This is a genomic window from Ruegeria sp. A3M17, assembly GCF_003318255.1.
In the GTDB taxonomy this organism is placed as follows: Bacteria; Pseudomonadota; Alphaproteobacteria; order Rhodobacterales; family Rhodobacteraceae; genus Ruegeria.
Genome location: NZ_QOCF01000035.1, coordinates 314045 through 339072, shown reverse-complemented (window position 1 = coordinate 339072; position 25028 = coordinate 314045). Strand labels below are relative to the sequence as shown.

Below are 25028 nucleotides of genomic sequence, written 5' to 3'. Positions count from 1 at the left end.
CATTCAAGGACCACAAACATGGCCCCCAAAGTACTCGTATCCGACAAACTCAGCGAAACCGCCGTGCAGATCTTCCGCGACCGCGGCATCGACGTGGATTTCATGCCCGACCTGGGCAAGGACAAGGACAAGCTGGCCGAGCTGATTGGCCAATATGACGGTCTGGCTATCCGTTCGGCCACAAAGGTCACGCCGACACTGCTGGAAAAAGCCGACAATCTGAAGGTTATCGGCCGCGCTGGTATCGGCACCGACAATGTCGATAAGGATGCCGCGTCAAAAAAGGGTGTGATCGTCATGAACACACCATTCGGCAACATGATCACCACTGCCGAACACGCAATTGCAATGATGTTCGCCGTCGCGCGTCAAATCCCCGAGGCCAGCACGTCCACCCACGCGGGCAAGTGGGAAAAGTCCAAATTCATGGGCATCGAGCTGACCAACAAGACCCTCGGCGTCATCGGTGCGGGCAACATTGGCGGTATTGTCTGTGAACGCGCGCTGGGCCTGAAGATGAAGGTCGTCGCCTACGATCCCTTTTTGGGCGAAGAGAAAGCCGCCAAGATGGGCGTCGAAAAGGTCGAGCTGGACGAATTGCTGGCCCGCGCCGATTTCATCACTCTGCACGTGCCGTTGACCGACCAAACGCGCAATATCCTGAGCCGGGAAAATCTGGCCAAGACCAAACCTGGTGTACGTATCGTCAACTGTGCCCGTGGTGGTCTGGTTGATGAAGAAGCGCTAGCCGAGATGCTGCAATCCGGTCATGTCGCAGGGGCCGCGTTTGACGTGTTCAAAGAAGAACCGGCAAAGGACAACCCGCTGTTCAACTTGCCGAACGTCGTCTGCACGCCGCACCTTGGCGCTGCAACGACCGAAGCGCAGGAAAATGTTGCCCTGCAGGTGGCTGAGCAGATCTCGAACTACCTGCTGACAGGCGCAGTGGAAAACGCGCTGAACATGCCCAGCGTCACCGCCGAAGAGGCCAAGGTCATGGGTCCATGGATCAAGCTGGCCGGTCACCTTGGCAGTTTCATTGGTCAGATGACCGATGAACCGGTTAAGGCAATCAACATCCTGTATGACGGTGTCGCGGCTGAGATGAACCTGGCTGCCCTGAACTGCGCTGTGGTTGCGGGGATCATGAAAAAGTTCAACCCGGAAGTGAACATGGTGTCGGCCCCGGTTGTAGCGAAAGAGCGCGGGATTCAGCTATCGACCACAAATCAGGACAAGACCGGTGTCTTTGACGGCTACATCAAGGTGACTGTGGTAACCGACAAGCGCGAACGCTCGATCGGGGGCACGGTTTTCAGCGATGGCAAACCGCGCTTTATCCAGATCAAAGGCATCAACATCGACGCCGAGGTCGGTGCCCATATGCTCTATACCACCAACGAAGACGTTCCGGGTATCATCGGCGCGTTGGGTCAGACCATGGGCGAGAACGACGTGAACATCGCTAACTTTACGCTGGGCCGTGCCGAAGCGGGCGGAGAAGCGATTGCTTTACTGTACGTGGACGAACCTGTTCCAGCCGAAGCGCGGGCGAAACTGGCGGAAACGGGGCTATTCACACAGATCAAACCGCTGGAATTTGACGTGGCCTGAGTTTTGGCCCGAAAATTGTGACCTTGGTGATGCCCGTGCAAAAAATGTGCGGGCATTGCCTTTTTTCTGCAATCGAGTTGTTGCACAAAGTGCCTGACATATTCCAAGAGGTAGCGTTTTGAGCATCCCAATTTACGCGGTCGGCGATATCCATGGGCAACTGGGCATGCTGCAAAACGTGCTATCCCGGATTGAGGCGGATGGCGGGCCGGATGCGCGCGTTGTCTTTCTGGGGGACTATGTGGATCGTGGCCCGAACAGCCGCGAGGTTCTGGATCTGCTGATCGAAGGGAGCAAGGCGGGGCGGAACTGGGTCATGGTCAAAGGCAACCACGACCGGATGATGGTCCGTTTCGTGCAGGATTGCGAGATCGCAGACAAGCAATTGCCGATCATTTTGAACTGGCTGAATCCCCGGCTTGGGGGCCAAGAGACGCTGGCATCCTACGGTGTCGAGGTCACTGACAATGACCGGATCTTTCAGGTTCACGAACGGGCATGCGCCGCTGTGCCGCCGGCACATTTGGATTTAATCAATGCTCTACCGGCCTATCATCAAGAGGGTGAGCTTTTATTCGTTCACGCTGGCATCCGGCCCGGTATCCCCTTGGCGCAGCAATCCGAGGATGATCTGGTTTGGATACGACAAGAGTTCTTGAACGAATCCAGCCCGCACCCCTGGCTGATCGTGCATGGGCACACCCCCGTGGATGCGGCGGAGCACTGTGGAAACCGGATCAATCTGGACGCGGGGGCTGGCTATGGCCGACCGCTGGCCACAGCTGTGTTCGAAGGGCGCACGTGCTGGTTGCTGACGGACGCCGGCCGGGTCCTGTTAGAGCCTAATCCGCGGTAAACAGGTCTTTGTAGTGCTCGCGCAAGGCGTTCTTTTGCACTTTCCCCATGGTGTTTCGCGGCAGTTCATCAACAACGATCAGCCTGCGGGGATGTTTGAACCTCGCCAGTTGGTTCTGAATGTTGGCCAGAATGGCATCAAGGTCAGGAGAACTATCCGGCTCGGCCACCAGAATACCTAGAACGGTTTCGCCGAAATCGGGGTGTGGTACGCCAATCACGGCGCTTTCCAGGACACCGGGCTGGTCGTCCAGAACCAGCTCGACCTCTTTGGGGTAGATGTTGAACCCGCCCGAAATGATCAGATCCTTGCCGCGACCCACGATATGTACGTAACCATCCGCATCCACGCGCCCGAGATCACCAGTGATAAAGAACCCGTCTTCGCGCAACTCCGCGGCGGTTTTTTCCGGCATTTGCCAATAGCCTTCGAAGACGTTTGGTCCGCGCACTTCGATCATTCCAATCTCGCCTTGCGGTAATGCCTCGCCGGTTTCAGGATCGGTTACCTTTAGTTCGACACCCGGCAGTGGAAACCCGACAGTTCCCGCGCGACGTTCACCGTCATAAGAGTTCGAGGTGTTCATATTGGTTTCTGTCATACCATAGCGTTCCAGGATGCGGTGGCAGGTCCGGTCCTCGAACCGCTCATGTGTTTCGGCCAGCAGGGGGGCCGAACCCGAGATGAACAGTCGCATGTGCCGGGCCAGATCACCGGTGAACCGTTCATCCGCCAGCAACCGGGTATAGAAGGTCGGCACGCCCATCATTGAGGTCGCATTGGGCATCAGGCGCAGGATGTCATCCAGATCAAATTTCGGCAGAAAGAGCATAGACCCGCCCGAGGCCAGAATAATGTTCGTCGCTACAAACAGTCCGTGGGTATGAAAGATCGGCAAGGCGTGCAGCAGTACATCATCCTGCGTAAACCGCCATTCCCGCACTAGAGTCTCGGCATTGGATACCAGGTTGGCTTGCGTCAGCATCGCACCTTTGGAGCGCCCGGTTGTGCCAGAGGTGTAGAGGAATGCGGCAAGATCATGCTCTGCCCGCTTAACCGGCTCGAACGCGGGTAGCATGCCCAATGCCCGCCGCATCAAGCTGCCCGAGCCATCGGCGTTGAGCGTCTCTAACCTAGCGTTTTGCGCCTCGGCGATGGGCGTCAGTTCCGCTTGTTTGGCGGTGTCGCAGACCACCAGCGCAGCCCCACTGTTTTCGATGAAATAGCTAAGCTCGCCGGATGTGTAGGCTGTGTTCAAAGGTAAAAAAATCAAACCGGTTTGGGCGCATGCCGCATAGAGAGCCAGCGCTTCAGGTGACTTTTCCACCTGAACAGCAACTCGGTCTCCGGGCTCAAGCTCAAACCCGTTCAACGCGTTTGCAATCCGCGACGCCATGTCCAGAAAAGCTGCATGGGTGATGGTTTGGCCGTCAGGCAGGTGAAGGAACGGCGTATCCTTGCCCGCATGGATACCAAACAACCGATCATAGAGCGGGTTACCCATCCCATACTTCCTTCTCGCAGGATCAGATTACGCTGAATCTGGCGTGGATTAGGGATACGGTAAAGCAGAAATCGCGTTCAGGTTCAGAACTGGGTGGTCATGCGATAACCGGCGGCGAAGTACATCTTTGCAAAGGTGACTGGCTGGCCCTCAAGCCACGTGATCCGTTCGCCAGTAAACACCGGCTCGCCGATGGGCAGGTCCAGGAACGCGGCCACCGAATCATCGGCGCGACTGGCCAGGAAGCTCAGCTCGACATTGGTGAAGGGAACGGTTTGCACAAGCCATTCATTCGGTCCTATTGAGGCGAAGTCCGCGTTCACCACCTGCGGAACCGAGTCTATGACGATCCATCGGTCTTCGTATTGAAACGGAGTATTGCCGTTAAAATGCATGCAGCGCACGTGCATCACGTGTTGGTCCGGTTTCAGTGCAAGTCTAGCGCACAGCCAGTCTGGCGCATGGCCAGCAACTGACGAGACCAGCGCATAACGATAGATTCCGCCGAACGCCTCAACCTCGTCCCGCACCATGGGGATCGTGAAACGGGCCTGCCTTTGCGGCGCGCTTAGAACCCGTGTACCGGCTTTGCGGCGACGCTCCAGAAACCCTTCGTCCGCCAGCTCTCGCATTGCGCGGTTCACGGTCGTTCTGGTGCACGAGAATTCGAGGGCCAGGTCCTGCTCGTTGGGCAGCAGCGAATCCGGCTGCCACTCACCCGACCGAATGCGCGCCAGCACGGTTTCCTTGATGTCCCTGTAGCTGGTGGTTTCGTTCGGTTGGGTCATGGTGCCTCTGGTTACCTGAATAGGTTCGTTTAGACGTCGGCCACAAGATCAGCAATCGCCGACCGGTACGCGGGAATGATCCGATCCCGTTCGATGTGGCGGCCTTGCTGCACCATGTGGCGCCCCGCTGACCAAAGATCCGTCACCAACCCATCCGGCGCTGCAAAGCACAGACCGTCCAGCACCTGTTCGTCAGTCAGTGCGCAGATCGTGGGATGAGATCGGTCGATCGCGACAAGGTCAGCCAGCTTACCGACGGCGATTTCCCCGGCGTTTCGTCCCAGTGCCTGCGCGCCCCCTTGTGCGGCACCTGTATACAACGCCTGACCGACTGAGCCTTCATTTTTGACCAAAACCGTCCGCGCATGGTCACGCAGGCGTTGGGAATATTCCAAAGTCCGCAGTTCCTCGGGCAGGGAAATCCTCACGTTAGAGTCTGATCCGACGCCAAATCGACCACTTTCTTCGACGTAAACAGCCCCATTGAATATACCGTCGCCCAAATTGGCCTCGGTAATCGGGCACAACCCGGCAACAGCGTCCGAACGCGCAACGGCGCGTGTTTCGGCATCTGTCATATGAGTTGCGTGGATAAGGCACCACCGGTCATCGACGTCGACATGGTCCAGCAGCCACTCAACTGGGCGCTGTCCAAGCGCGGCCTCGACATCGGCCACTTCCTTGAGCTGTTCGGCAATGTGGATGTGGACGGGACCATCAGAAGTGGCATTCAGAACCTTGCGCAAGTCCGAAGGCGATGTTGCCCGCAGAGAATGCGGGGCGATGCCGATCACAGAATCCGCATGCGGTGGGGCCAAGCGGCATTCCTCAACCAGGTTCAGAAACTGATCCACAGAATTGCCAAAGCGTAGCTGACCACCCGCCAAGGGTTGTTGTTCGACACCGCCGTAGGTGTAGAGAACCGGAAGGTGCGTCAGCCCGATTCCAGTTTGGCTGGCTGCGGCAAATATGCGCTGGCTCAGCTCCGACACGTGGTCGTAGCGCCCGCCGCCCGGCTGGTGATGGACATAGTGAAACTCACCGACCGAGGCATATCCGGCTTCTTGCATCTCCAGATAGACCAAAGCGGCAATGGCCTCTACGTGATCTGGCGTCAATCTGTCCAGGAACCGGTACATCAGGGTGCGCCAGGTCCAAAAGCTCTCGCGCCCGGCAGCGCGCACTTCTGTCATACCGGCCATAGCACGCTGAAAGGCGTGGCTGTGCAGGTTTCCCAAGGCTGGCAGCAAGACATCAACCTGAGTGTCTCCGGATCGCGCGGTCGCTTGTGATTCCAAGCTTTGGATCTGACCGTGCGCGATTTCTACCCGCAAGTTACTGACCCAATCAGAGCCTAATAAAGCCGTTTTCGCATGGATGGTCATCGTAATTCCATTTTGTGTAGACTTTAAACTTTTATACGTATACGAAAAATCTAACGACAAAGGGAGCCCAAAAGAATCGATATGGCCAAAAAATCTGTCCTTTTGTGCACGCGGGTGGCGACCATGGACAATGGCGCCGAACCTTATGGGATTGTTCAGGACGCGGCGCTTGCTGTTGATGGTGAGAAAATTGCCTGGATCGGGCCTCGGAATGCGCTGCCTGCTGACTATTCTGACTGGTCGACCGTGGATTATGGCGACCGTCTGATAACGCCGGCGCCAATCGACGCCCACACCCATGTCGTCTTTGGCGGCAACCGGGCGGTCGAGTTCGAAATGCGCCTGAATGGTGCCTCGTATGAAGAGATTGCGCGCGCAGGTGGTGGAATTCTGTCGACTGTCACTGCGACCCGTTCGGCCAGCGAAGAGGCCCTGTTAAAGGATGCCCTGACGCGAGTGGACGCCCTGCTGGCCGAGGGCGCGTCGTGCATCGAGGTCAAGTCGGGCTATGGTCTGGACACCGACACAGAGCTCAAGATGCTGCGCGTTGCGCGCCGGATCGGCGACGTGCGCCCGGTGCGAGTGAAAACAAGTTTTCTAGGAGCACATGCGGTGCCGCCTGAATTTCAGGGGCGCGCCGATGCCTACATTCGCGATGTGTGCATCCCGACTCTGCGTTTGGCGCATGAAGAGGGGCTGGTGGATGCCGTTGATGGCTTTTGCGAGGGGATCGCCTTTGATCCGTCTCAGATCGCTCTGGTCTTTGATGTGGCGAAAGAACTGAACCTTCCGGTCAAGCTGCATGCAGAGCAGCTTTCGAACCTTGGAGGGGCAGTCCTGGCGGCTTCGTACGGGGCGTTGTCGGCAGATCATATCGAATATCTGGACGAGGCTGGCGTGGCCGCCATGGCACAGGCCGGAACCGTGGGCGTGCTGTTGCCGGGGGCGTTCTATACGCTGCACGAAACGCAGGCGCCGCCGGTTGAACTGCTGCGCCAGGATGGGGTGCCGATTGCGCTGGCGACGGATTGCAACCCCGGCTCGTCTCCTCTGACGTCGCTGTTGCTAACCATGAACATGGCTTGCACCCTGTTCCGCCTGACGCCGGAAGAGGCATTGGCTGGCGTGACCCGCAATGCGGCGCAAGCCTTGGGCCTGACTGACACTGGCACTATAGCGGCCGGCCAGCGCGCGGATCTGGCTGTTTGGGATGTCACGCACCCGGCTGAGCTGTCGTACCGGATCGGCTTCAACCCGCTGCACACCCGCATTTTCGGAGGTTTGTAATGAAGACCCTGTCGCTTGTGCCCGGTCAGGTTACGCTGTCGGATCTGTCCGAAGTGTATTGGTCACAGCCCGCAGTATCGCTGGATGACGGGTGCAAACCCAAGGTAGAGGCCGCATCCAAACGCATTCTCGAAGCTGCGGCCGGGGAAGACCCGGTTTATGGCGTCAATACCGGGTTCGGCAAGCTGGCCAGCCACAAGATCGCGGCCAAGGATACTTCGACCCTTCAGCGCAACCTGATCCTCAGTCATTGCTGTGGCGTTGGTTCGGCCGTGCCTCGGCGTATCACCCGGCTGATGATGACGCTAAAGCTGTTGTCTTTCGGCCGTGGGGCATCGGGCGTGCGTTGGGAACTGATCGAGCTGTTGCAGCAGATGCTGGCCAAGGGTGTGACCCCGGTTATTCCCGCGCAGGGGTCGGTTGGGGCTTCGGGCGATCTTGCGCCCCTGGCGCATATGACAGCCGTAGTCATCGGCGCTGGTGAAGCCGAGGTTGACGGTACCATCCTGTCAGGCGAAGAAGCGCTTAAATCAGTTGGATTAGAGCCTGTTCAACTAGGTCCAAAGGAAGGGCTTGCCTTTATCAACGGCACGCAATTTTCGACTGCATTTGCGCTGGCTGGCCTGTTCGAAGCCTGGCGTGCAGCGCAAAGCGCGCTGGTCATCTCGGCCCTGTCGACGGATGCGATCATGGGGTCGACTGCGCCCTTGCAGCCCGAAATCCATACCCTGCGTGGGCACCGTGGACAGACCGAGGCCGCCAGCGCCATGCGCGCCACACTGGCCGGGTCCGAGATCCGCGAAAGCCACCGGGATGGCGACACACGCGTTCAGGACCCTTATTGCATCCGATGTCAGCCGCAAGTCACCGGCGCGGCCATGGATGTCATGCGCCAAGCGGCGACCACGCTTGAGATCGAGGCGAACGCGGCCACCGACAACCCGCTGGTTCTGACTGAGGCGGGTGCCATCGTTTCAGGCGGGAACTTCCATGCCGAACCGGTTGGCTTTGCCGCAGACATGATTGCGCTGGCGGTGTCCGAGGTCGGCGCGATTGCACAGAGGCGCATTGCCTTGATGGTCGACCCGACGCTCAGCTTTGATCTGCCGCCGTTCCTGACGCCTGATCCCGGCCTGAACTCGGGTCTGATGATTGCCGAAGTCACGACCGCCGCCTTGATGAGCGAGAACAAGCACCTTGCCAATCCTTGCGTGACTGACAGTACACCGACCTCGGCCAACCAGGAGGATCACGTGTCGATGGCTGCACATGGCGCGCGGCGTCTGACGCGGATGGTCGAGAACCTGAACTACATTCTTGGTGTTGAGTTGCTTTGTGCCGCTCAAGGGGTGGAGTTCCGCGCACCGCTGGCAACCAGCGAACCGTTGCAACGGGTCATGGATAGGGTACGGGCAGAGATCCCAACACTGAACGAAGACCGCTATTTGGCACCCGATCTGGAAACGTCCAAGTGCTTGGTGGCTGAGGGTGACATCCTTGGGGCAGTGGGTGCCCAGATGCCGGGGCTGTTCTGATGCAGGTGTCCAGCGTTCAGCGCGGGGACGGTCCCATTGTGCTGGGGCAGCCTCATGGCGGAACTTATGTGCCAGACGAAATAACGGCCCGCCTGAATGACACCGGGCGCGGATTGGCCGATACGGACTGGCACATAAATAGGCTCTATAAAGGGATATTGGATAATGTGACGGTCGTTCAGTCGCATGTTCATCGCTATGTCATCGACGCCAATCGTGATCCGTTCGGCGCCTCGCTATATCCGGGCCAGAATACCACCACCCTTGTGCCCCTAACCGATTTCGACGGGCGGCAGATCTGGAATAACGGGCAATCACCGTCCGAGGATGAAGTCGAAGATCGACGGCGCATATATCACGCACCTTATCACGCTGCCCTGCTGGATGAACTGAACCGCGTGCGGGATCGGCACGGTGTGGCGATCCTGTTTGATTGCCACTCGATCCGGTCGCTCATCCCGTTTCTATTTGAAGGTGAATTGCCGGTGTTCAACACTGGAACCAATGATGGGCTGACGTGTGACACGGCCATTGAGCAAGCCGTGCACGACGTGGCCTGCAAGGCCAAAGGGTTCACTTCGGTCCTGAATGGCCGGTTTCGCGGGGGATGGACCACCCGCCACTATGGTCGCCCTTCGGAGGGCATACACGCCATTCAGATGGAGATCGCGCAGCGGGCTTACATGGACGAGACACCCCCATGGACATGGCGCGAGGACCGCGCTGCGAAACTGCGCCATCATTTGACAACTATGCTGACCCGCCTCAACGATCTTGCCCTCTCGGGCGCATTGACCAGACAAGGAGCCCAGAAATGAGCGATCCGCGCAAAAACACCCGCGACATCTATCCGCCGACCGGCCCCGAGTTGAACACCAAAAGCTGGATGACCGAGGCCCCGCTACGGATGTTGATGAACAACCTGCACCCGGATGTCGCCGAGAATCCGCACGAACTGGTCGTCTATGGTGGCATCGGCCGCGCGGCCCGCACGTGGGAAGATTTCGACACTATAGTTGCGGGTTTGAAGGATTTGGAGGAAGATGAGACGCTGATCGTCCAGTCCGGCAAGCCGGTCGCGATCATCCGCACGCACAAGGATGCGCCGCGGGTGCTGATCGCCAATTCCAACCTCGTCCCACATTGGGCGACCTGGGATCACTTCAACGAGCTCGATAAGAAGGGCCTGATGATGTACGGCCAGATGACCGCTGGCTCGTGGATTTACATCGGTACGCAGGGTATCGTTCAGGGCACGTATGAGACCTTTGCCGAGGCAGGTCGTCAGCACTACGACGGTGACCTAACAGGCAAGTGGATTCTGACCGGAGGTCTGGGTGGAATGGGCGGCGCGCAACCGCTGGCGGCCGTGTTCGCAGGCGCCTCATGTCTGGCTGTTGAGTGTAACCCGGACAGCATCGATTTCCGCCTGCGGACCAAATACCTCGACGAAAAGGCCGAAACGCTGGACGAAGCGCTGGAGATGATTGACCGCTGGACCAAGGCGGGCGAAGCGAAGTCCGTTGGTCTGCTGGGCAATGCGGCAGAGGTTTTTCCTGAGATCTACGCTCGGATGCAGGCGGGTGGGATGCGTCCTGATATCGTCACCGACCAGACCAGCGCGCATGATCCGATCAACGGCTACCTGCCATTGGGCTGGACCATGGGCGAATGGCGTGAGAAGCGTGAAGCAGAGCCTAAAGCGGTGGAAAAAGCCGCTCGTGCCTCGATGAAGCAGCATGTTGCGGCGATGGTGGATTTCTGGAATGCGGACGTTCCGACGCTGGATTACGGCAATAACATCCGGCAGGTCGCGCAGGACGAAGGGCTTGAGAACGCCTTTGCCTTCCCCGGCTTTGTACCCGCTTATATCCGCCCGCTGTTCTGCAAAGGCATCGGCCCGTTCCGCTGGTGTGCTCTGTCGGGCGACCCCGAGGACATCTACAAAACCGATGCCAAGATGAAGGAACTGTTCCCCGAGAATGAGCACCTGCATCGCTGGATCGACATGGCGCAAGAGCGGATCGCGTTTCAGGGTCTACCTGCGCGTATCTGCTGGATTGGATTGGGTGACCGACACCGGGCTGGGCTGGCGTTCAATGAGATGGTCGCCAATGGCGAGCTAAAGTCGCCGGTGGTGATCGGACGCGACCATCTGGACTCGGGATCGGTGGCCAGCCCCAACCGCGAGACTGAGGCGATGCTGGATGGCTCGGATGCGGTCAGTGATTGGCCGTTGCTGAATGCGCTGATCAACACAGCGAGCGGGGCGACATGGGTGTCTCTGCATCACGGTGGTGGCGTCGGGATGGGCTTTAGCCAACATGCGGGTGTTGTGATCTGTGCCGATGGCACCGAAGATGCCGCGCGTCGGTTGGAGAGGGTTCTCTGGAATGACCCGGCCTCGGGCGTTTGGCGCCATGCGGATGCTGGGTATGACGTCGCGAAGGATTGCGCGCGGGCTCACGGGCTGCGTCTGCCGGGTATTTTGGGCTAGTTCGAAACAGACTCTGGCGAAAATGCTGCACCTGCGATATGCGCAGGTGAGCTTGCCGGAGATCGAATATGTACGTTGTCACCCTGTTGACCAACCCCGATGTGTCTAATCTGGATTTGTCACTGGTCGAGTCATTGCGGAACGCCTGGGGCGGCGATGAAATCGTGTGGCTCAGCCCGGATGAAGCTACAGAGTTCCATCTTAGCGAAATGCCGGGCAACCGGTGGGATGTCTGGGCGGACCTGCAGCAAATGAGCGTTGATCTGGTTGTCCAACCGGCCGAAGGCCGCCGTAAGAAGATGCTGTTGGCCGATATGGACAGCACCATGATCCAACAGGAATGTATTGACGAACTTGCGGATGAGGCCGGCGTCGGGGAACGCGTCAAGGACATTACCGCACGTGCGATGAATGGGGAGTTGGACTTTGAAGGCGCGTTGACCGAACGGGTTGGCCTGCTGAAAGGTCTGGATGAGGCGGTGATCGGCAAAGTACTGGACGAGCGCATCACTCTGATGCCGGGCGGCAAGGAACTGGTCGCAACGATGCGCCAGAACGGAAGCTATGCCGCCTTGGTCTCGGGCGGGTTCACGGCGTTTACCGCGAAAGTGGCCGAGGTGCTGGGCTTTGACGAGAACCGTGCCAACACCCTGCTGGCCCAAGACGGAAAACTGACCGGGGATGTGGCGCGACCTATTTTGGGGCGACAAGCCAAGGTGGATGCCTTGGAACAGATCACCGCGCGACTGGGTCTGCGTGAAGAAGACGTTATTGCCGTAGGCGACGGTGCCAACGATCTGGGGATGCTGCACCGGGCGGGAACGGGCGTTGCCCTGCATGCCAAGCCCACGGTTGCCGAGCAATGCGAGGTTCGGGTCAACCATGGCGATCTGACGGCACTGCTGTATGTACAGGGTTATAGCCGCTCGGAATTTGTGCCCAGCTAAAGGCCTTCCCTTTATTTAACGCACGTGTTAAATAAAAGCTATGAACACTCTGATAAACGCTTTTTCTGCTTTGTCCGATTCCACTCGGTTCTCGATTGTTGAGCAACTGATGCAGGACGGAGAGATGCCTGCTGGCGACCTGATCCAAGGACGCGGCATGTCGGGCGCTGCAATTTCGCGCCACCTGAAAGTGCTGCGCGAGGCCGGATTGGTGCAACAGCGCGTCCACGGCACCCAGCGGATGTATTCTGTCCAGCCTGACGGGCTGCGGGCGATTGCCGAATGGACGATTTCGAAACGTCAGTTCTGGGAAAACAGCCTTGATCGTCTGGGCGACCTCATTGAAAGGGAAAACTCATGGCCGACCTGAAACTGGAACGTGAGTTCCCGACCACCCCGGAAAACCTGTTTGCCTGGATCAGCGATGGGGCGAAGTTGTTGCAGTGGTGGGGCCCCGAAGGGGTGCATGTTCCCGAGCATGACCTGAATTTCTCACGCAAGGGGCCCTGGTATTCTATAATGAAGAATGCAGAAGGCCAGACATTCAAAGTGTCCGGTCATGTCACCCATGTTGATCCGCCCAATTCGGTTGGGTTCACCTGGGCCTGGCATGACGATCAGGATCAGCGCGGGGCGGAAAGCCACGTCACGTTTTCGGTTGTCGCAACGGATAATGGTGCACAGCTGGTCGTGGAACACCGCGAACTGGCCGATGCCGATGCTGCGGCGAACCACAACATGGGTTGGACGTCGTCGCTGAGTAAGCTCGAAGCACAATTTCAGTAGGTTTTCATCACGGAGGAAATAAAATGCCACAATTTTTGTTTGTCTATCACGGTGGATCCACGCCAACAGACCCCGCCGAAGTCGAAGCAACCATGGCCGCGTGGGGCGCATGGTTCCAAGGCATGGGCGAGGCGCTGGAAATTCCCGGTAACCCGGTCGGTCAGTCCTATACGGTCAGCAACGGCAGTGTCGTCGACAATGGCGGAGCAAACCCAGCGTCCGGCTTTACCGTCGTTAAGGCCGACAGCATTGATGCCGCGACCGAAATGGCCAAGGGCTGTCCCATGGTGGTCAACGGTTCAGGCTCGGTCGAGGTGGCCGAGGTGCATGAAATCGAGATGTGATCTTTAGCCGGGGAAGCCCGGCGCAGGTCTGATCTCGCCGCATTCCAGCCCGCGACGGCTGTATTGCGTGGCGTTCATGAATTTGCGGGTGGCCGGGTGATCGGTCTCCAGCACACCAAGGCCTACCAGAATCGCGGCGATTGCGCATTCGCTGGCGCGGGTCGTGCCATCAGTGATTTTCAGCGCAACACCCATTCGTTTTTCCGGGATGATGGCAATGAACACCGCCTCAGCCCCGGTTTTGATTGCGGCGCGACCGTCCATAGCGCGCATCAGCTCGGTACAGGCGCGGCTTTCGCCCGCCACCAGTTCGGGGTGCTTGATCATGGCCGCCGTAAGCTGTTGCGCCGCGTCGCTGGCACGGTCCGACCGGTCAGCGGCTGAGGCAAACCACGCCATCGAACGCGCCAGTCCCACCAGTGACGTCGCAAAGTTCGGGGCCGAGCATCCGTCGATCCCATAAGCAGGGCTGGTTTCCCCGGTGGTTTCTTCCAGCGCGGACAGGCAGGCTTGCTGTACGGGGTGGTCGATCTCAAGGTATTCCGGTCCCGCGCCCATGTGCTGTGCGACCGTCAGAAACCCGCAATGTTTGCCCGAGCAGTTGTTGTGGATCTGGCAGGGCGTGTCATCGGCAAGGATCAGCCCATCGCGCGCGGCCATGTCCTGCGGTTCTTGCGGACCGCAGCGCAGATCGTGCTCGGTCAAACCCAAGTGATCCAACCAGGCAGTAACCCTGTCAGTATGGATATGTGCGCCGCTATGCGAGGCACAGGCGAGGGCCAGATGCTCGGAATTCAGGCCATATTTGGCGGCCGCACCCGACGTGATCAGCGGCAGCCCCTGGATCATTTTCGCAGACGATCGGGGGTAAATCACCGCGTCCGGATCACCCCAGCTGCGTACGATTTGACCGCTGTCGTCGCAGATCACTGCGTGGCCCAGATGCAGGCTTTCCAGTAAGGGGCCTCGCCATAGTTCTGTCATTGGTACCGGCTGCGTCATCTGGCCCCTCCATTATATGCGCAAAAATCTGCCAATCGCCCTTTCGCCTGTGGCGAAACCTGCGTTAGTGTGTGTATGTCGACAATCATCGGAATACGCAACTTACAGACGAACCGACAGAGTTCGAATGCGGTCTCGATGGGTATGAGGTATTAGGTCGAGCTAGGAGGCTGGACAGATGGGATTAAAACTCGTCCGCACAATTGCGGGTCTGTGCGTGGCAGGAATGGCCACAACCGCAATCGCTCAGCAGGCGACCAGCACCAATCGGGTTGCTGCGAAGACCGACTGGAGCGTTTTTGTGGAGAAAGATCCCACAGAGTGCTGGAGCGTATCCGCGCCCAAAGAGACTGTGAACACAAAAGGTGGACGCGTGGTTTCGGTGCGCCGCAGCGACATCCTGTTGTTCGTGTTCTACCGCCCGAATGCCGAAGTCAAAGGTCAGGTGACCTTTACCGGCGGCTATCCTTTCGCGGCAGGATCGACGGTCACCCTTGAGATTGACGGCACCGAGTTCGCTTTGATCACCGAAGGTGAATGGGCCTGGCCGGCAACCGAAGGCGAAGACCTGAAGGTCGTCGCAGCGATGAAGCGCGGCACCGAGGCCGTTCTGATCGCCCGGTCCGAGCGCGGAACCCAGACCAAAGACACGTTCTCGCTGCTGGGTTTCAGTGCGGCGATCGAAGACGCCGAAAAGCGCTGCACCCAATAAGCAAGGACAACAGGTTTACGCAGCCCCGTCATTTGGCGGGGCTTTTTCGTAGGCGATCGTGCATGCCAATTGATCTTTACGCCACGTCTACCCCCCCCAAATTGATCCGCATCAAGGCAAGCGATCCATTTTTCTGAACCAATCAGTTCAAATATTTGGAAGGAGCTTATCCATGCTGAACAAACCTCTTGCTGCTGTGTTGGTGGTCGCCGCCGTATTTCTGAGTGCATGTGAAAAAAACAACGAAATGTATCCGGTATCCGGCGAGCAATGCGGTCCGAAAGATCCCGTGCAAACTTTGGACGCGGATGATTGCGACATCCTGCCAGCAGGGATCTGATATGTTTGCCTGATCTGATTCCTCGAAATCGTAATGCAGATAGTTCGGTCGCATCGGCTTGGCCTTTGCGGCCGACTTGCAATTGGGACTACGGCGCAACGCGTGCTACGGTGGCCACATACAAGGGTTCATATGTGGAAACGGATAATGCGTTACGTATTGATTGCAGTGCTTTTCTCTTCGGCCGCGTGGGCAGATCCCAGCCTGGAATGTTTCGACGCAGGTTCGCAGGTCGAAATCGGAACCTGCGTTGGGGAAATGGAGAAACGCGTGAACATGGCTGTTGAGGCAAGCTACGGCTTTGCCGTGCAGTCCGCAGTCGAGTTGGACGAGGTAACAGGCCGTGTGGTCGCACAACCGGCGCTTGAGGCTGCGCAAGAGGCATGGGGCAGGTATCGCGATGCGCAGTGCGAAGCTGTGGGTGCTTCATACGGTGGCGGCTCTGGCACCGGTATTGCCATTGCGTCCTGCCGTGTCGATCTAGGCCGGGCGCGTGTGGATGAATTGCTGCGCATGGCAAAATAAATGATACGAATTCTTTTGATCTTTGCGCGCGATCCTATATAGAGGCGCATCCCAAGCCCGAATTCGTTGAGATAGCAACATGTCGCCCAAAGCGCCGATCACTCAAGATGTCATGACCATCCCCCGCAAATTGCCCGAGGGGAAGATCAACCTTGTAGGGTTAACCCGTGATAAGTTGCGTGACGCTCTGATCGAACATGGTACGCCGGAAAAGCAGGCCAAGATGCGGACCGGGCAGATCTGGCAGTGGATCTATCAATGGGGCGTGCGCGATTTTGCCGAGATGACCAACCTCGCCAAAGCCTATCGTGCGCAACTGGCTGAGAATTTCGTTGTTGAAATCCCCGAGGTCGTGACCCGGCAGGTGTCCGAGGACGGCACGCGCAAGTATCTGTGCCGCATCGCGGGTGGCCATGAGGTTGAGGTTGTCTACATCCCCGAAGAGGATCGCGGGACACTGTGCATCTCGTCTCAGGTTGGTTGCACGCTGACCTGTTCTTTCTGCCATACGGGCACGCAGAAACTGGTGCGGAACCTGACGGCGGCGGAAATCGTCGGTCAGGTGATGATGGCCCGCGACGATCTGGACGAATGGCCAACCCCTGGTGCGCCAAAGGACGAAACCCGCCTGTTGTCGAACATCGTTCTGATGGGCATGGGTGAGCCGCTTTATAACTTCGAAAACGTGCGCGACGCGATGAAGATAGCCATGGACCCCGAAGGCATTTCTCTGTCACGCCGTCGGATCACCTTGTCGACGTCCGGCGTGGTGCCGGAAATTGCGCGCACAGCTGACGAGATCGGCTGTTTGCTGGCGATCTCGTTCCACGCGACAACGGATGAAACCCGCGATTTTCTGGTGCCCATCAACAAGCGCTGGAACATCCAAGAGCTGCTGCAGGCGCTGGCAAGTTATCCCAAGGTGTCCAATTCCGAGCGGATTACTTTTGAATACGTGATGCTGGATGGTGTGAATGACAGCGACGCAGATGCGTATCGCCTGATCGACCACATCAAAAGCCACAACATTCCCGCCAAGATCAACCTGATTCCGTTCAATGAATGGCCCGGCGCGCCTTACAAGCGCAGCTCGAACAACCGCATCCGGGCGTTTGCGAACATCATTTATCAGGCAGGCTATGCCTCTCCCATTCGCAAGACGCGTGGCGAGGACATCATGGCGGCTTGTGGTCAGTTAAAATCGGCCACAGAGCGCGCGCGCAAGTCGCGCAAGCAGATCGAAGCCGAAGCGGGATTGCAGAGCTAACACACCCAACTTTCGCGCAAACTACGCCAAGAAATTAATGTTCTGGCCGCTGTTATTTGTATGCAACATTTGATATGTTTTGGGGGCTGAAACCGGCTGCCTTGGCCTCACGCTTGCGCACAAAGCAGTGAGAGTCGCATTCCGGTCGTGGCGCGTTTGTTCATGGCCGCTATCATTTTACACGTAACTTGCGGCGTTCAGGCGAACCTTTTGAACCAGGTGGGCCAAATACATGTTTGTACGATTTATAAGACTGTTTCCGACATCTCTTGTGGCTTTGTTTGTGGTGGGTCTTGCTGTGCACCAGGCTGGCGCTCAATCCAGTGGTGAGGATGCTCACCTTGCCATTGAAAATCCTGCTGAGCTGTCCAAAGAAGAAGCCTTGGGCATCTACAAGTCCCTGCAGCGCCGGATGGAGCGGGGCTATGCCACCGCGCAGTTGGATTTGCTGATGAACTATCAGGCATGGCCGCTGTTCAACGACGCGCCTTACATCTCGGCAACCCATGGGCAGCGCTATGTGAACAGCTATGCCAACCGAATGGCGCACAACTATGGCACTTTGGCCGAGGGTGAAAAGCTGCCGATGGGGTCAGTGCTGGCCAAGGACAGCGTCACGGTCACGGACGAGGGCAATGTCCATCCCGGGGCTTTGTTCGTGATGGAAAAACTCGCTGAAGGCACCAGCCCGGAAACGGCGGACTGGCGCTATATCATGGTCATGCCGGACGGGTCTTTGTTTGGTGACACGATGGGCGCGCGTTCGGACGCTGTCGTCTATTGCCATGATTGCCACGAAGCGGTGGCTGATCGGGATTACACGTTCTTCGTTCCCGAAGAGTATGTTGTCGGCAACTAAGCGCGGGTCACTTGCGACCGAACCGCGCCGTTCCGATCACCTCGATCAATGTCTGACGCACCGGCTCCGGTTGCGTGTCTACCGCATTCAGAACCTCTCGTAACTCGGCCCGAAGGCCGTGCATCTGGTCGATCAGCGAGATCATCATCGACAGCGCATCAGGCTCCATCTCGTATTGGTCGTGCAATTCGCACGCCAGTTCCAGCCGCGCGACGTCGAGGGTGTGATACACCAGCCCCTGCTCGGTTTGCTCGGGAATGACGATCTCGGCAGCCAGGTATTCGGTCAGGCGGGTCGAGGTCAGGCGCGTGACGGTTGCGATCAGCTGCTCTTCGGTCAGGGTGCGGGTCATGACGGCATTCCTTTCCGCGGATCATAGCTGTGGGTTTCGCGCCATGTCTCCATGAATTGCTTCAGATCATCATCAATCTGGTCCGGCATCGAGACCGTCAGTTCGATCAACTGATCGCCACGATCGGGCGAGCCGCGTTTCTTAACTCCCTTGCCACGCAGTCGCAGGGTTTTGCCGCTGCTGGTGCCAGCCGGAACGCTGACGTTGACGCCGCCATCTATGGTGGGGGCGGGCACCTTGCCACCCAGAATGGCCTCATCAATCGTGATCGGCAGGGTGATATGGATATCGTCGCCTCGACGATCAAAAACCGGATGTTTTGCCACTGATACAGTTACCAACGCATCGCCGGCTGGTCCTTCACCAAACCCCGCGTCGCCTTTGCCGCGCAGGCGGATGGTCTGCCCGTCGGTGATGCCAGCGGGGATCTTGACCTCAATCCGGTCGCCGTCGGGCAGGGTCAGCTTCTGGCTGGCCCCGAACACTGCATCCAGAAAACTGATCTGCAGGTTATAAGCGCGGTTGTGACCCGGCGCGTGGAATTCGTGCGTACGCTGCTGGTGCCCCCCCCGGCCCCGCATGAACTCGGCAAAGATGTCGGACATGTCATCCGGATCTGCCGCTCGACCACGATAGGGATTTCCGGCGGCCTCGGCATATTCACGATAATATTGCTGCTGTGGCCTTTCCTGACCCGATGCATCAATCTCGCCATTATCGTATCGCTCACGTGTTTCCGGGTTTTTCAGCAGGTCATAGGCGGACGCAGCCGCCTTGAACTTGTCTTCGGCCTCGGCATCCCCGGGTTTCAGGTCCGGGTGGCATTCTTTTGCTATGCGCCGATAAGCCTTTTTGATCTCGGCGGCGCTGGCGTCTTTGGCGACGCCAAGGATGGTATAGGGATCGTCGCTCATCTCACCTCTCGCAGGTCGGTCTGAACAGGATGAATGTGTTTTATCATGCGATTTCAATGATCCAAAAGAAAGCGGCTTTTGAAACCGCTCGCAAAATCGCGCGAGCCTGTTAATATCTGCATGTTTCTAACTGAACATTCACGGAGAACCCCATGACGCGCAGAATCAAGTCCGCACTGGCCCTTTTGGCCGGCAATGCCATAGGGCTACTGCTTGCTACGCTGTTGTTGTCGGGGTTTGCGATCAAGCCGATATCATTCATCGTCGTGGTGATCGTGTTCACTCTGGTGCAGGTGGTGGCCGAGCCGCTGATCCTGAAACTGGGTGAGAAAAAAGCCCCCTCCATCAAGGGTGGGATTGCCTTGATCGTGACGTTTGTCGGCCTGTTGGTGACTGATCTGATTACGGCCGGGTTGACCGTTGGCGGCGTTGCCAACCTGTTGGCGGCGACTCTGCTTGTTTGGTTGGGGGCACTGATCGCCAGCATTGTGCTGCCGATCTATGTGTTCACTGAACTGCGCGAGCCAAAGAAGAAATCATAGCGCGTTCAGGCTGGTTTCCATCGCCTGCCACAGTTCATCCGTCGGTTCGCAACCTATTGAAAGACGGATAAAGGCCGGATCGACGTCATCGCCCCAGCGTGCGCGTCGTTCGGCAGAACTGTGAACACCGCCGAACGATGTGGCCGGTCGCAGCATCGGGCAGGTGTTGATGAAAGTTTCGGCCTTTTCCTCGGTCTCTAACGTGATCGACAACAAGAACCCGAACCGGGACGTATGCGCCTTGGCCAGGGCATAGGAAGGGTCACCTGACAGGCCGGGATAGCGGATCTGTTTCACGGCCTTATGTTCTGCCAACCGTTCCGCGAGCACTTGCGCCGATGCACACATCCGGTCGAAACGAACGTCCAGCGTTTCCAACCCGCGATGCAGCAGCCATGCTTCGTGCGGGCCGGGGATCGCGCCGGAAACGCGCCGCCATTCCTCGACCCGTTCCATGATCTGCGCGTTACGGCTGGCGACATGACCCATCAGAAGGTCCGAATGCCCGCCCATTGCCTTGGTATCCGAAGCGACCACCACGTCGATGCCCAATTCCAACGGGCGTTGACCCAGTGGGGTCATCGTTGTGTTGTCGGCAATCGTTAGACCGCCCGCCGCGCGAACGGCAGTGGCGATCGCAGGCAAGTCCATCATATCCAGACCGGGGTTCGAGGGGCTTTCCAAAAAGACCACGTCGAAGCCGTCAAACCCGCCCTCTGCGAACGCTGTCGTCGGACGCTCGGTAACCGAGACGCCCAGATTGGACAGGAACCGATCGGCCAGCAGTCGTGTGACATAATACCCGTCCGAGGGGATCAGGATATGGGACCCGGCTTTGACCGTCGCGAACAAAGCCGCAGAGATCGCCCCCATACCTGACGGAAAGGTCAGACAGGGCGCGTCTTCCAAATGGGACAGCACGTGTTCCAGATGCACCCAGGTCGGGTTGTCGACCCGGCCATAGGTCGGATGCCCCTCCGGTGCGCCGGGCAGGTGGTACATGCTGCTTTGCGTCAGCGGCAGGGCCACCGGATCGCCCTTGTTCAGCGCGTTCCCGCGCAGGTGCAACATCTCACCGGTCTTAGGCGGCTTCATGTCTCAGCGCCCCGGAATTTCATCGCGGGGTGGGGCCGGTTCCCAGTTTTCAATAGTATCGACCGCCTCTTGCGCGGTATCCACGAAGCGGAACAGGTCGAGGTCCTCGTCCGAGATGGTGCCCGCATCGGCCAGCGCCTCCCAGTTGATGACTTTTTCCCAGAAATCGCGACCGAACAGCAGGAACGGTACACGTTCCATCCGGCCAGTCTGGATCAGCGTCAGCGACTCGAACAGCTCGTCCATCGTGCCGAAGCCGCCGGGGAAGATGGTGATTGCGCGGGCGCGCATCAGGAAATGCATCTTGCGAATGGCGAAATAGTGGAAATTAAAGCTGAGATCGGGCGTTACATACAGGTTCGGCGCCTGCTCGTGCGGCAGTACGATGTTCAGACCGATGGAACAGCCGCCAGCATCCTGGGCACCGCGATTTCCGGCCTCCATCACGCCGGGGCCACCGCCGGTGACGATCACGTTCTCGCGGCAGCCGGTTTCATTGGATTTTTCAGTCATCAGACGGGCGAATTCCCGCGCTTCGTCGTAATATTGCGACAGGTTGGCCAGCGTCTGCGTTCGTGCAGTGTGTTTCTGCGACGGCTCAGGAATGCGCGCGCCACCGAACATGACGACGGTCGAGGTGATCTCACGCTCGGTCATGATCATCTCGGGCTTCAGCAATTCCAGCTGCAGACGCACGGGGCGCAGCTCATCCCGGCACAGGAAATCATCGTCTGCAAAGGCAAGGCGATAGGCGGGTGAGCGCGTCTGCGGCGTGTCCGGCACCTCGCTCGCGGTCGAGCGGTCAGTCTGGGCGTCGCGGAAAGGGCTGAGGCGGTCTTCTCTCATGTGTGATGGTTCCCTGCTTGCGTGTTCACAAAACAGCTATAGGGTTCGCAGGCAGAGTGCCAGTCACGGAAGAACAAGAATGAATTGGAAGAGTGAAATTTCCGCCGCCGCCGAACGGATCAATGGTTATGCGCAGGTGACCCCGGTGATTGAAAGCCGCATGCCCGGATTGGATTATCCGGTCGAAATGAAGCTGGAGCATATGCAGCACACGGGCAGTTTCAAAGCGCGCGGGGCGTTTAATACGCTGCTCAGTTTGGACGTGCCCGAGGCTGGCGTTGTGGCGGCTTCGGGAGGCAATCACGGTGCGGCGGCGGCGTATGCGGCACAAACGCTGGGATATCCGGCCAAGATTTTCGTGCCAGACCTTGCCGGACCATCCAAGATCGCCCTGATTGAACAGACGGGCGCAGATCTGACAGTTGTACAGGGTGAATACGCAAACGCGCTGAGCGAGGCCAAAGCGCATGAGGCTGCGACCGGGGCGATGCAAATCCACGCCTATGATGCACCGGCAACCGTAGCAGGGCAGGGCACGTGTTTTACCGAATGGGAGGCACAGGGGCTGCAGGCGGACACCGTTCTGGTGGCCGTGGGCGGCGGTGGCTTGATTGGCGGGGCTTTGGGTTGGTTTGATGGCACGCGCAAGGTCGTAGCGGTCGAACCTGAAACCTCCTGCGCGCTGAACGCGGCGCTGCAGGCGGGTGAACCGGTGGATGTCTCGGTCTCGGGGATTGCAGCTAGTGCGCTGGGCGCGCGGCGGATCGGAGGAATTTGTTTCGATCTTGCGCAAGGAATGACATCTGTTCTTGTCTTAGACGAGGCGATTGCCGACGCGCAAAAGGCGCTGTGGCAGACCCATCGCATATTGGTCGAACCGGCCGGGGCGACTGCGTTGGCGGCTTTGACCTCAGGTGTATACAAACCAGAACCAGACGAACGCGTGGCGGTTCTGGTGTGCGGGGGAAATATTGCCCCGGACCCGCTGATGGGGTGAATTATCGGCTTGTGGAAGGTGGTTAAGGATTTTATCGATAATCTATGACCACTACGATCGCCGACACAATCTACCAAAACCTTAGACAGAAGATCATCACCGGCGAATTGCTTGCCGGCGAAAAGCTGCGTCAGGATCACATCGCGCGGGCCTTTGAGACCAGTCATGTACCTGTGCGCGAGGCTTTGCTACGTCTGGAAGCGCACGGGTTGGCCCAAAGTGAGCCGCGCCGCGGTATGCGTGTTTCAGCGCTCGACCCGGCAGAAGTGCGCGAAGTGGTTGAAATGCGCGTCGCGTTGGAATCTCTCGCCTTGCAGCATTCGGTACAGAATATGACGCCTGGCGCGCTTAAAGAGGCGGATGATGCCCGGATCGCCTGTGATGCTGCGCAAACGATGCCCGAGTGGGAAGCGTGCAACCGTACCTTTCACCGCTCGATCCTGACGCCATGCGGGTTGCCACGCCTGCTGCATGCGATTGATGACTTGCATATCGCCGGCGCGCGCCACCTGTTTGCCCATTGGCGCCCCAAGTGGGTACACCGTGCGGATGGTGACCACGCAGCCATCGTTCAGGCGCTCAAGCGCAAGGACGCGGCCACGGCGACGGCCATTCTGACGCGTCATATCCGCCGCGCAAGCTGATCACAGGTCAACCTAGCCGCAAATCGTACCTCCTGCGTCGCATTGCACCGCGAGGTGCAGTTGCGTATAGGCCAAACAAACGTGAACAGATTCTGCAGGGAGCCATCCGATGTCCAACGCGCAACTGGAAACCGCTATCGAAGCCGCCTGGGAGGCGCGCGACACTATTACGCCCGCCACCACCGGCGAACAACGCGAAGCGATCGAGGATACGCTGGCCGCACTGGACAGCGGCTCGCTGCGGGTAGCTGAAAAGCTGGACAGCGGTGATTGGCATGTGAACCAGTGGGCCAAGAAGGCGGTTCTGCTGGGCTTCCGCATCAAGGATATGGAAATTCAGACCGGTGGCCCGCAGGACGGCGGCTGGTGGGACAAGGTGGACAGCAAGTTCGCCGGCTGGGGTGAAAACCAGTGGCGCGCAGCCGGTTTCCGCGCAGTGCCGAACTGCGTTGTGCGCAAATCGGCCTATGTCGCACCCGGTGTGGTTCTGATGCCGTCTTTCGTGAACCTGGGCGCCTATGTCGACGAAGGCACCATGGTCGACACTTGGGCTACCGTGGGTTCCTGCGCGCAGATTGGTAAAAACGTACACCTGTCAGGCGGTGTTGGCATCGGCGGCGTTCTGGAACCGATGCAGGCCGGCCCGACCATCATCGAAGACAATTGCTTTATCGGCGCACGGTCCGAAGTGGTCGAAGGTTGCGTCGTGCGCGAAGGCTCGGTTTTGGGTATGGGCGTCTTTATCGGCAAATCCACCAAGATCGTGGATCGCGAAACCGGCGAAGTCACTTATGGCGAAGTGCCGCCCTATTCGGTGGTTGTCGCGGGCTCGATGCCGTCCAAGAACAACGTCAACCTGTATTGCGCCGTGATCGTTAAGCGCGTGGACGAGAAAACCCGTTCGAAAACCGGGATCAACGAATTGCTGCGCGACTAAAGCAAGTGCAGGTATGAAATGGGGCTGTAGCGTATCTCGCTGCAGCCCTTTTTTGTTTACCCTTTGACTGGATAGCGGTCGGGTTCCTCAAACACGTCGATCACGCGGCTTCCGGCCTTGATTTTTCCGCCATGTTCAACACCCGACGGAATCGAATAGCTGTCTCCGGGGCGATAGGTCTTGGTTTCCCCGCCGATTGTCAGTTCAACTTCGCCCTCGACCACTGTGCCCCATTGCGCCTTGTGCGAATGCGATGGCAATTCGAAATCTTTGAGGAAGGTGAAGAACGCGACCAAACCCGCATCTGACCGGATGACGGCGGTTTGCACCACGTCCTCGGGGAATGGGACGTCGAGGCTTGGGAAATCTGTGATGAAATCAGGATAGGCCATTAAAAATCCTTTGCAGTTTGAAATGGGTTTTCGCGGGTACTATGGACGCGCTGGGGGCTTC

General features: G+C 58.3%; 28 protein-coding genes. 19 read left to right on the top strand and 9 right to left on the bottom strand.

Going from position 1 to position 25028, the window contains the following annotated elements; genetic code table 11:
- Positions 1-18 precede the first annotated feature (18 nt).
- Positions 19-1614, top strand: a complete 1596-nt coding sequence (gene serA, locus DS906_RS20200) for a phosphoglycerate dehydrogenase (protein ID WP_058272633.1) — start codon at positions 19-21, stop codon at positions 1612-1614.
- Between the two features lie 118 nt (positions 1615-1732).
- On the top strand, positions 1733-2470 hold the full coding sequence (locus tag DS906_RS20195) for a metallophosphoesterase family protein (protein WP_113791834.1): 738 nt from the start codon (positions 1733-1735) through the stop codon (positions 2468-2470).
- On the opposite strand, the gene DS906_RS20190 is transcribed toward DS906_RS20195, so the two are convergent.
- The 3 genes from DS906_RS20190 to DS906_RS20180 form a co-directional block, all read right to left on the bottom strand.
- A complete protein-coding gene (locus DS906_RS20190; protein ID WP_113791833.1) occupies positions 2457-3974 on the bottom strand; it encodes a malonyl-CoA synthase in 1518 nt (505 codons plus the stop codon). The genes DS906_RS20195 and DS906_RS20190 overlap by 14 nt on opposite strands.
- Before the next feature lie 83 nt (positions 3975-4057).
- Complete coding sequence (locus tag DS906_RS20185; RefSeq protein ID WP_113791832.1) at positions 4058-4762, bottom strand: GntR family transcriptional regulator; 705 nt, start codon at positions 4760-4762, stop codon at positions 4058-4060.
- Between the two features lie 29 nt (positions 4763-4791).
- Positions 4792-6147: a formimidoylglutamate deiminase gene (locus tag DS906_RS20180; protein ID WP_113791831.1), complete on the bottom strand. Its 1356-nt coding sequence runs from the start codon at positions 6145-6147 to the stop codon at positions 4792-4794.
- An 81-nt stretch (positions 6148-6228) separates the two neighbouring features.
- Here DS906_RS20180 and hutI point away from each other — a divergent pair, with 81 nt between their 5' ends.
- From hutI to DS906_RS20140, 8 genes are all read left to right on the top strand, one after another.
- Positions 6229-7434, top strand: coding sequence for an imidazolonepropionase (gene hutI / locus DS906_RS20175; protein WP_113791830.1), 1206 nt, complete (start codon positions 6229-6231; stop codon positions 7432-7434).
- A complete protein-coding gene (gene hutH / locus DS906_RS20170) occupies positions 7434-8969 on the top strand; it encodes a histidine ammonia-lyase (protein WP_113791829.1) in 1536 nt (511 codons plus the stop codon). The genes hutI and hutH overlap by 1 nt, the downstream gene beginning before the upstream one ends.
- Entirely contained in the window at positions 8969-9787 is an 819-nt protein-coding gene (gene hutG, locus DS906_RS20165) for an N-formylglutamate deformylase (RefSeq protein ID WP_113791828.1), read from the top strand. The genes hutH and hutG overlap by 1 nt, the downstream gene beginning before the upstream one ends.
- On the top strand, positions 9784-11466 hold the full coding sequence (hutU, locus tag DS906_RS20160; RefSeq protein WP_113791827.1) for a urocanate hydratase: 1683 nt from the start codon (positions 9784-9786) through the stop codon (positions 11464-11466). Before hutG ends, hutU begins: the two co-directional genes overlap by 4 nt.
- 68 nt (positions 11467-11534) lie before the next feature.
- Positions 11535-12413, top strand: coding sequence for a phosphoserine phosphatase SerB (serB, locus tag DS906_RS20155; protein WP_113791826.1), 879 nt, complete (start codon positions 11535-11537; stop codon positions 12411-12413).
- Positions 12414-12453: 40 nt separating this feature from the next.
- On the top strand, positions 12454-12783 hold the full coding sequence (locus DS906_RS20150; RefSeq protein WP_113791825.1) for a helix-turn-helix transcriptional regulator: 330 nt from the start codon (positions 12454-12456) through the stop codon (positions 12781-12783).
- Entirely contained in the window at positions 12771-13199 is a 429-nt protein-coding gene (locus DS906_RS20145; protein WP_113791824.1) for an SRPBCC domain-containing protein, read from the top strand. Before DS906_RS20150 ends, DS906_RS20145 begins: the two co-directional genes overlap by 13 nt.
- Positions 13200-13222: 23 nt before the next feature.
- Entirely contained in the window at positions 13223-13543 is a 321-nt protein-coding gene (locus tag DS906_RS20140; RefSeq protein ID WP_113791823.1) for a YciI family protein, read from the top strand.
- Positions 13544-13546: 3 nt separating this feature from the next.
- Here the strand turns inward: DS906_RS20140 and DS906_RS20135 are convergent, their stop codons facing one another.
- Positions 13547-14545 carry an asparaginase gene (locus DS906_RS20135; RefSeq protein ID WP_113791822.1) on the bottom strand — a complete coding sequence of 333 codons (999 nt, stop codon included), beginning with the start codon at positions 14543-14545 and terminating at the stop codon, positions 13547-13549.
- A 178-nt stretch (positions 14546-14723) separates the two neighbouring features.
- Here DS906_RS20135 and DS906_RS20130 point away from each other — a divergent pair, with 178 nt between their 5' ends.
- From DS906_RS20130 to DS906_RS20115, 5 genes are all read left to right on the top strand, one after another.
- Complete coding sequence (locus DS906_RS20130) at positions 14724-15257, top strand: invasion associated locus B family protein (protein ID WP_113791821.1); 534 nt, start codon at positions 14724-14726, stop codon at positions 15255-15257.
- A gap of 172 nt (positions 15258-15429) precedes the next feature.
- Complete coding sequence (locus DS906_RS22330; protein WP_199528607.1) at positions 15430-15597, top strand: hypothetical protein; 168 nt, start codon at positions 15430-15432, stop codon at positions 15595-15597.
- 147 nt (positions 15598-15744) lie between these two features.
- Positions 15745-16122, top strand: coding sequence for a lysozyme inhibitor LprI family protein (locus DS906_RS20125; protein WP_199528605.1), 378 nt, complete (start codon positions 15745-15747; stop codon positions 16120-16122).
- Positions 16123-16201: 79 nt separating this feature from the next.
- A complete protein-coding gene (gene rlmN / locus DS906_RS20120) occupies positions 16202-17389 on the top strand; it encodes a 23S rRNA (adenine(2503)-C(2))-methyltransferase RlmN (RefSeq protein ID WP_113791820.1) in 1188 nt (395 codons plus the stop codon).
- A gap of 232 nt (positions 17390-17621) precedes the next feature.
- The gene (locus DS906_RS20115; RefSeq protein WP_113791819.1) at positions 17622-18248 is read left to right on the top strand and encodes a cytochrome P460 family protein; all 627 of its coding nucleotides are present in this window, start codon (positions 17622-17624) and stop codon (positions 18246-18248) included.
- A gap of 7 nt (positions 18249-18255) precedes the next feature.
- Here DS906_RS20115 and DS906_RS20110 read toward each other — a convergent pair whose 3' ends face one another.
- Both DS906_RS20110 and DS906_RS20105 read right to left on the bottom strand, forming a co-directional pair.
- Positions 18256-18600 carry a hypothetical protein gene (locus tag DS906_RS20110; protein WP_113791818.1) on the bottom strand — a complete coding sequence of 115 codons (345 nt, stop codon included), beginning with the start codon at positions 18598-18600 and terminating at the stop codon, positions 18256-18258.
- Positions 18597-19514, bottom strand: a complete 918-nt coding sequence (locus tag DS906_RS20105) for a DnaJ C-terminal domain-containing protein (RefSeq protein ID WP_113791817.1) — start codon at positions 19512-19514, stop codon at positions 18597-18599. Before DS906_RS20105 ends, DS906_RS20110 begins: the two co-directional genes overlap by 4 nt.
- Before the next feature lie 152 nt (positions 19515-19666).
- Here DS906_RS20105 and DS906_RS20100 point away from each other — a divergent pair, with 152 nt between their 5' ends.
- Complete coding sequence (locus DS906_RS20100) at positions 19667-20056, top strand: hypothetical protein (RefSeq protein ID WP_113791816.1); 390 nt, start codon at positions 19667-19669, stop codon at positions 20054-20056.
- On the opposite strand, the gene DS906_RS20095 is transcribed toward DS906_RS20100, so the two are convergent.
- Positions 20051-21151 (bottom strand): cystathionine gamma-lyase, encoded by a 1101-nt coding sequence (locus DS906_RS20095; protein WP_113791815.1) that lies wholly within the window; start codon positions 21149-21151, stop codon positions 20051-20053. The genes DS906_RS20100 and DS906_RS20095 overlap by 6 nt on opposite strands.
- A gap of 3 nt (positions 21152-21154) precedes the next feature.
- Positions 21155-21997, bottom strand: a complete 843-nt coding sequence (locus DS906_RS20090) for a TIGR00730 family Rossman fold protein (protein ID WP_113791814.1) — start codon at positions 21995-21997, stop codon at positions 21155-21157.
- A gap of 79 nt (positions 21998-22076) precedes the next feature.
- Between DS906_RS20090 and DS906_RS20085 the strand changes: the two genes are divergently transcribed.
- The 3 genes from DS906_RS20085 to dapD all read left to right on the top strand — a co-directional run bounded on the left by DS906_RS20085 (position 22077) and on the right by dapD (position 24575).
- Complete coding sequence (locus tag DS906_RS20085) at positions 22077-22994, top strand: threonine/serine dehydratase (RefSeq protein ID WP_113791813.1); 918 nt, start codon at positions 22077-22079, stop codon at positions 22992-22994.
- 44 nt (positions 22995-23038) lie between these two features.
- Entirely contained in the window at positions 23039-23638 is a 600-nt protein-coding gene (locus tag DS906_RS20080; protein ID WP_058279708.1) for a GntR family transcriptional regulator, read from the top strand.
- A gap of 109 nt (positions 23639-23747) precedes the next feature.
- Positions 23748-24575 carry a 2,3,4,5-tetrahydropyridine-2,6-dicarboxylate N-succinyltransferase gene (gene dapD, locus DS906_RS20075; protein WP_113791812.1) on the top strand — a complete coding sequence of 276 codons (828 nt, stop codon included), beginning with the start codon at positions 23748-23750 and terminating at the stop codon, positions 24573-24575.
- A gap of 56 nt (positions 24576-24631) precedes the next feature.
- On the opposite strand, the gene DS906_RS20070 is transcribed toward dapD, so the two are convergent.
- Positions 24632-24967 carry a cupin domain-containing protein gene (locus DS906_RS20070; protein WP_113791811.1) on the bottom strand — a complete coding sequence of 112 codons (336 nt, stop codon included), beginning with the start codon at positions 24965-24967 and terminating at the stop codon, positions 24632-24634.
- Between the last annotated feature and the right edge of the window lie 61 nt (positions 24968-25028).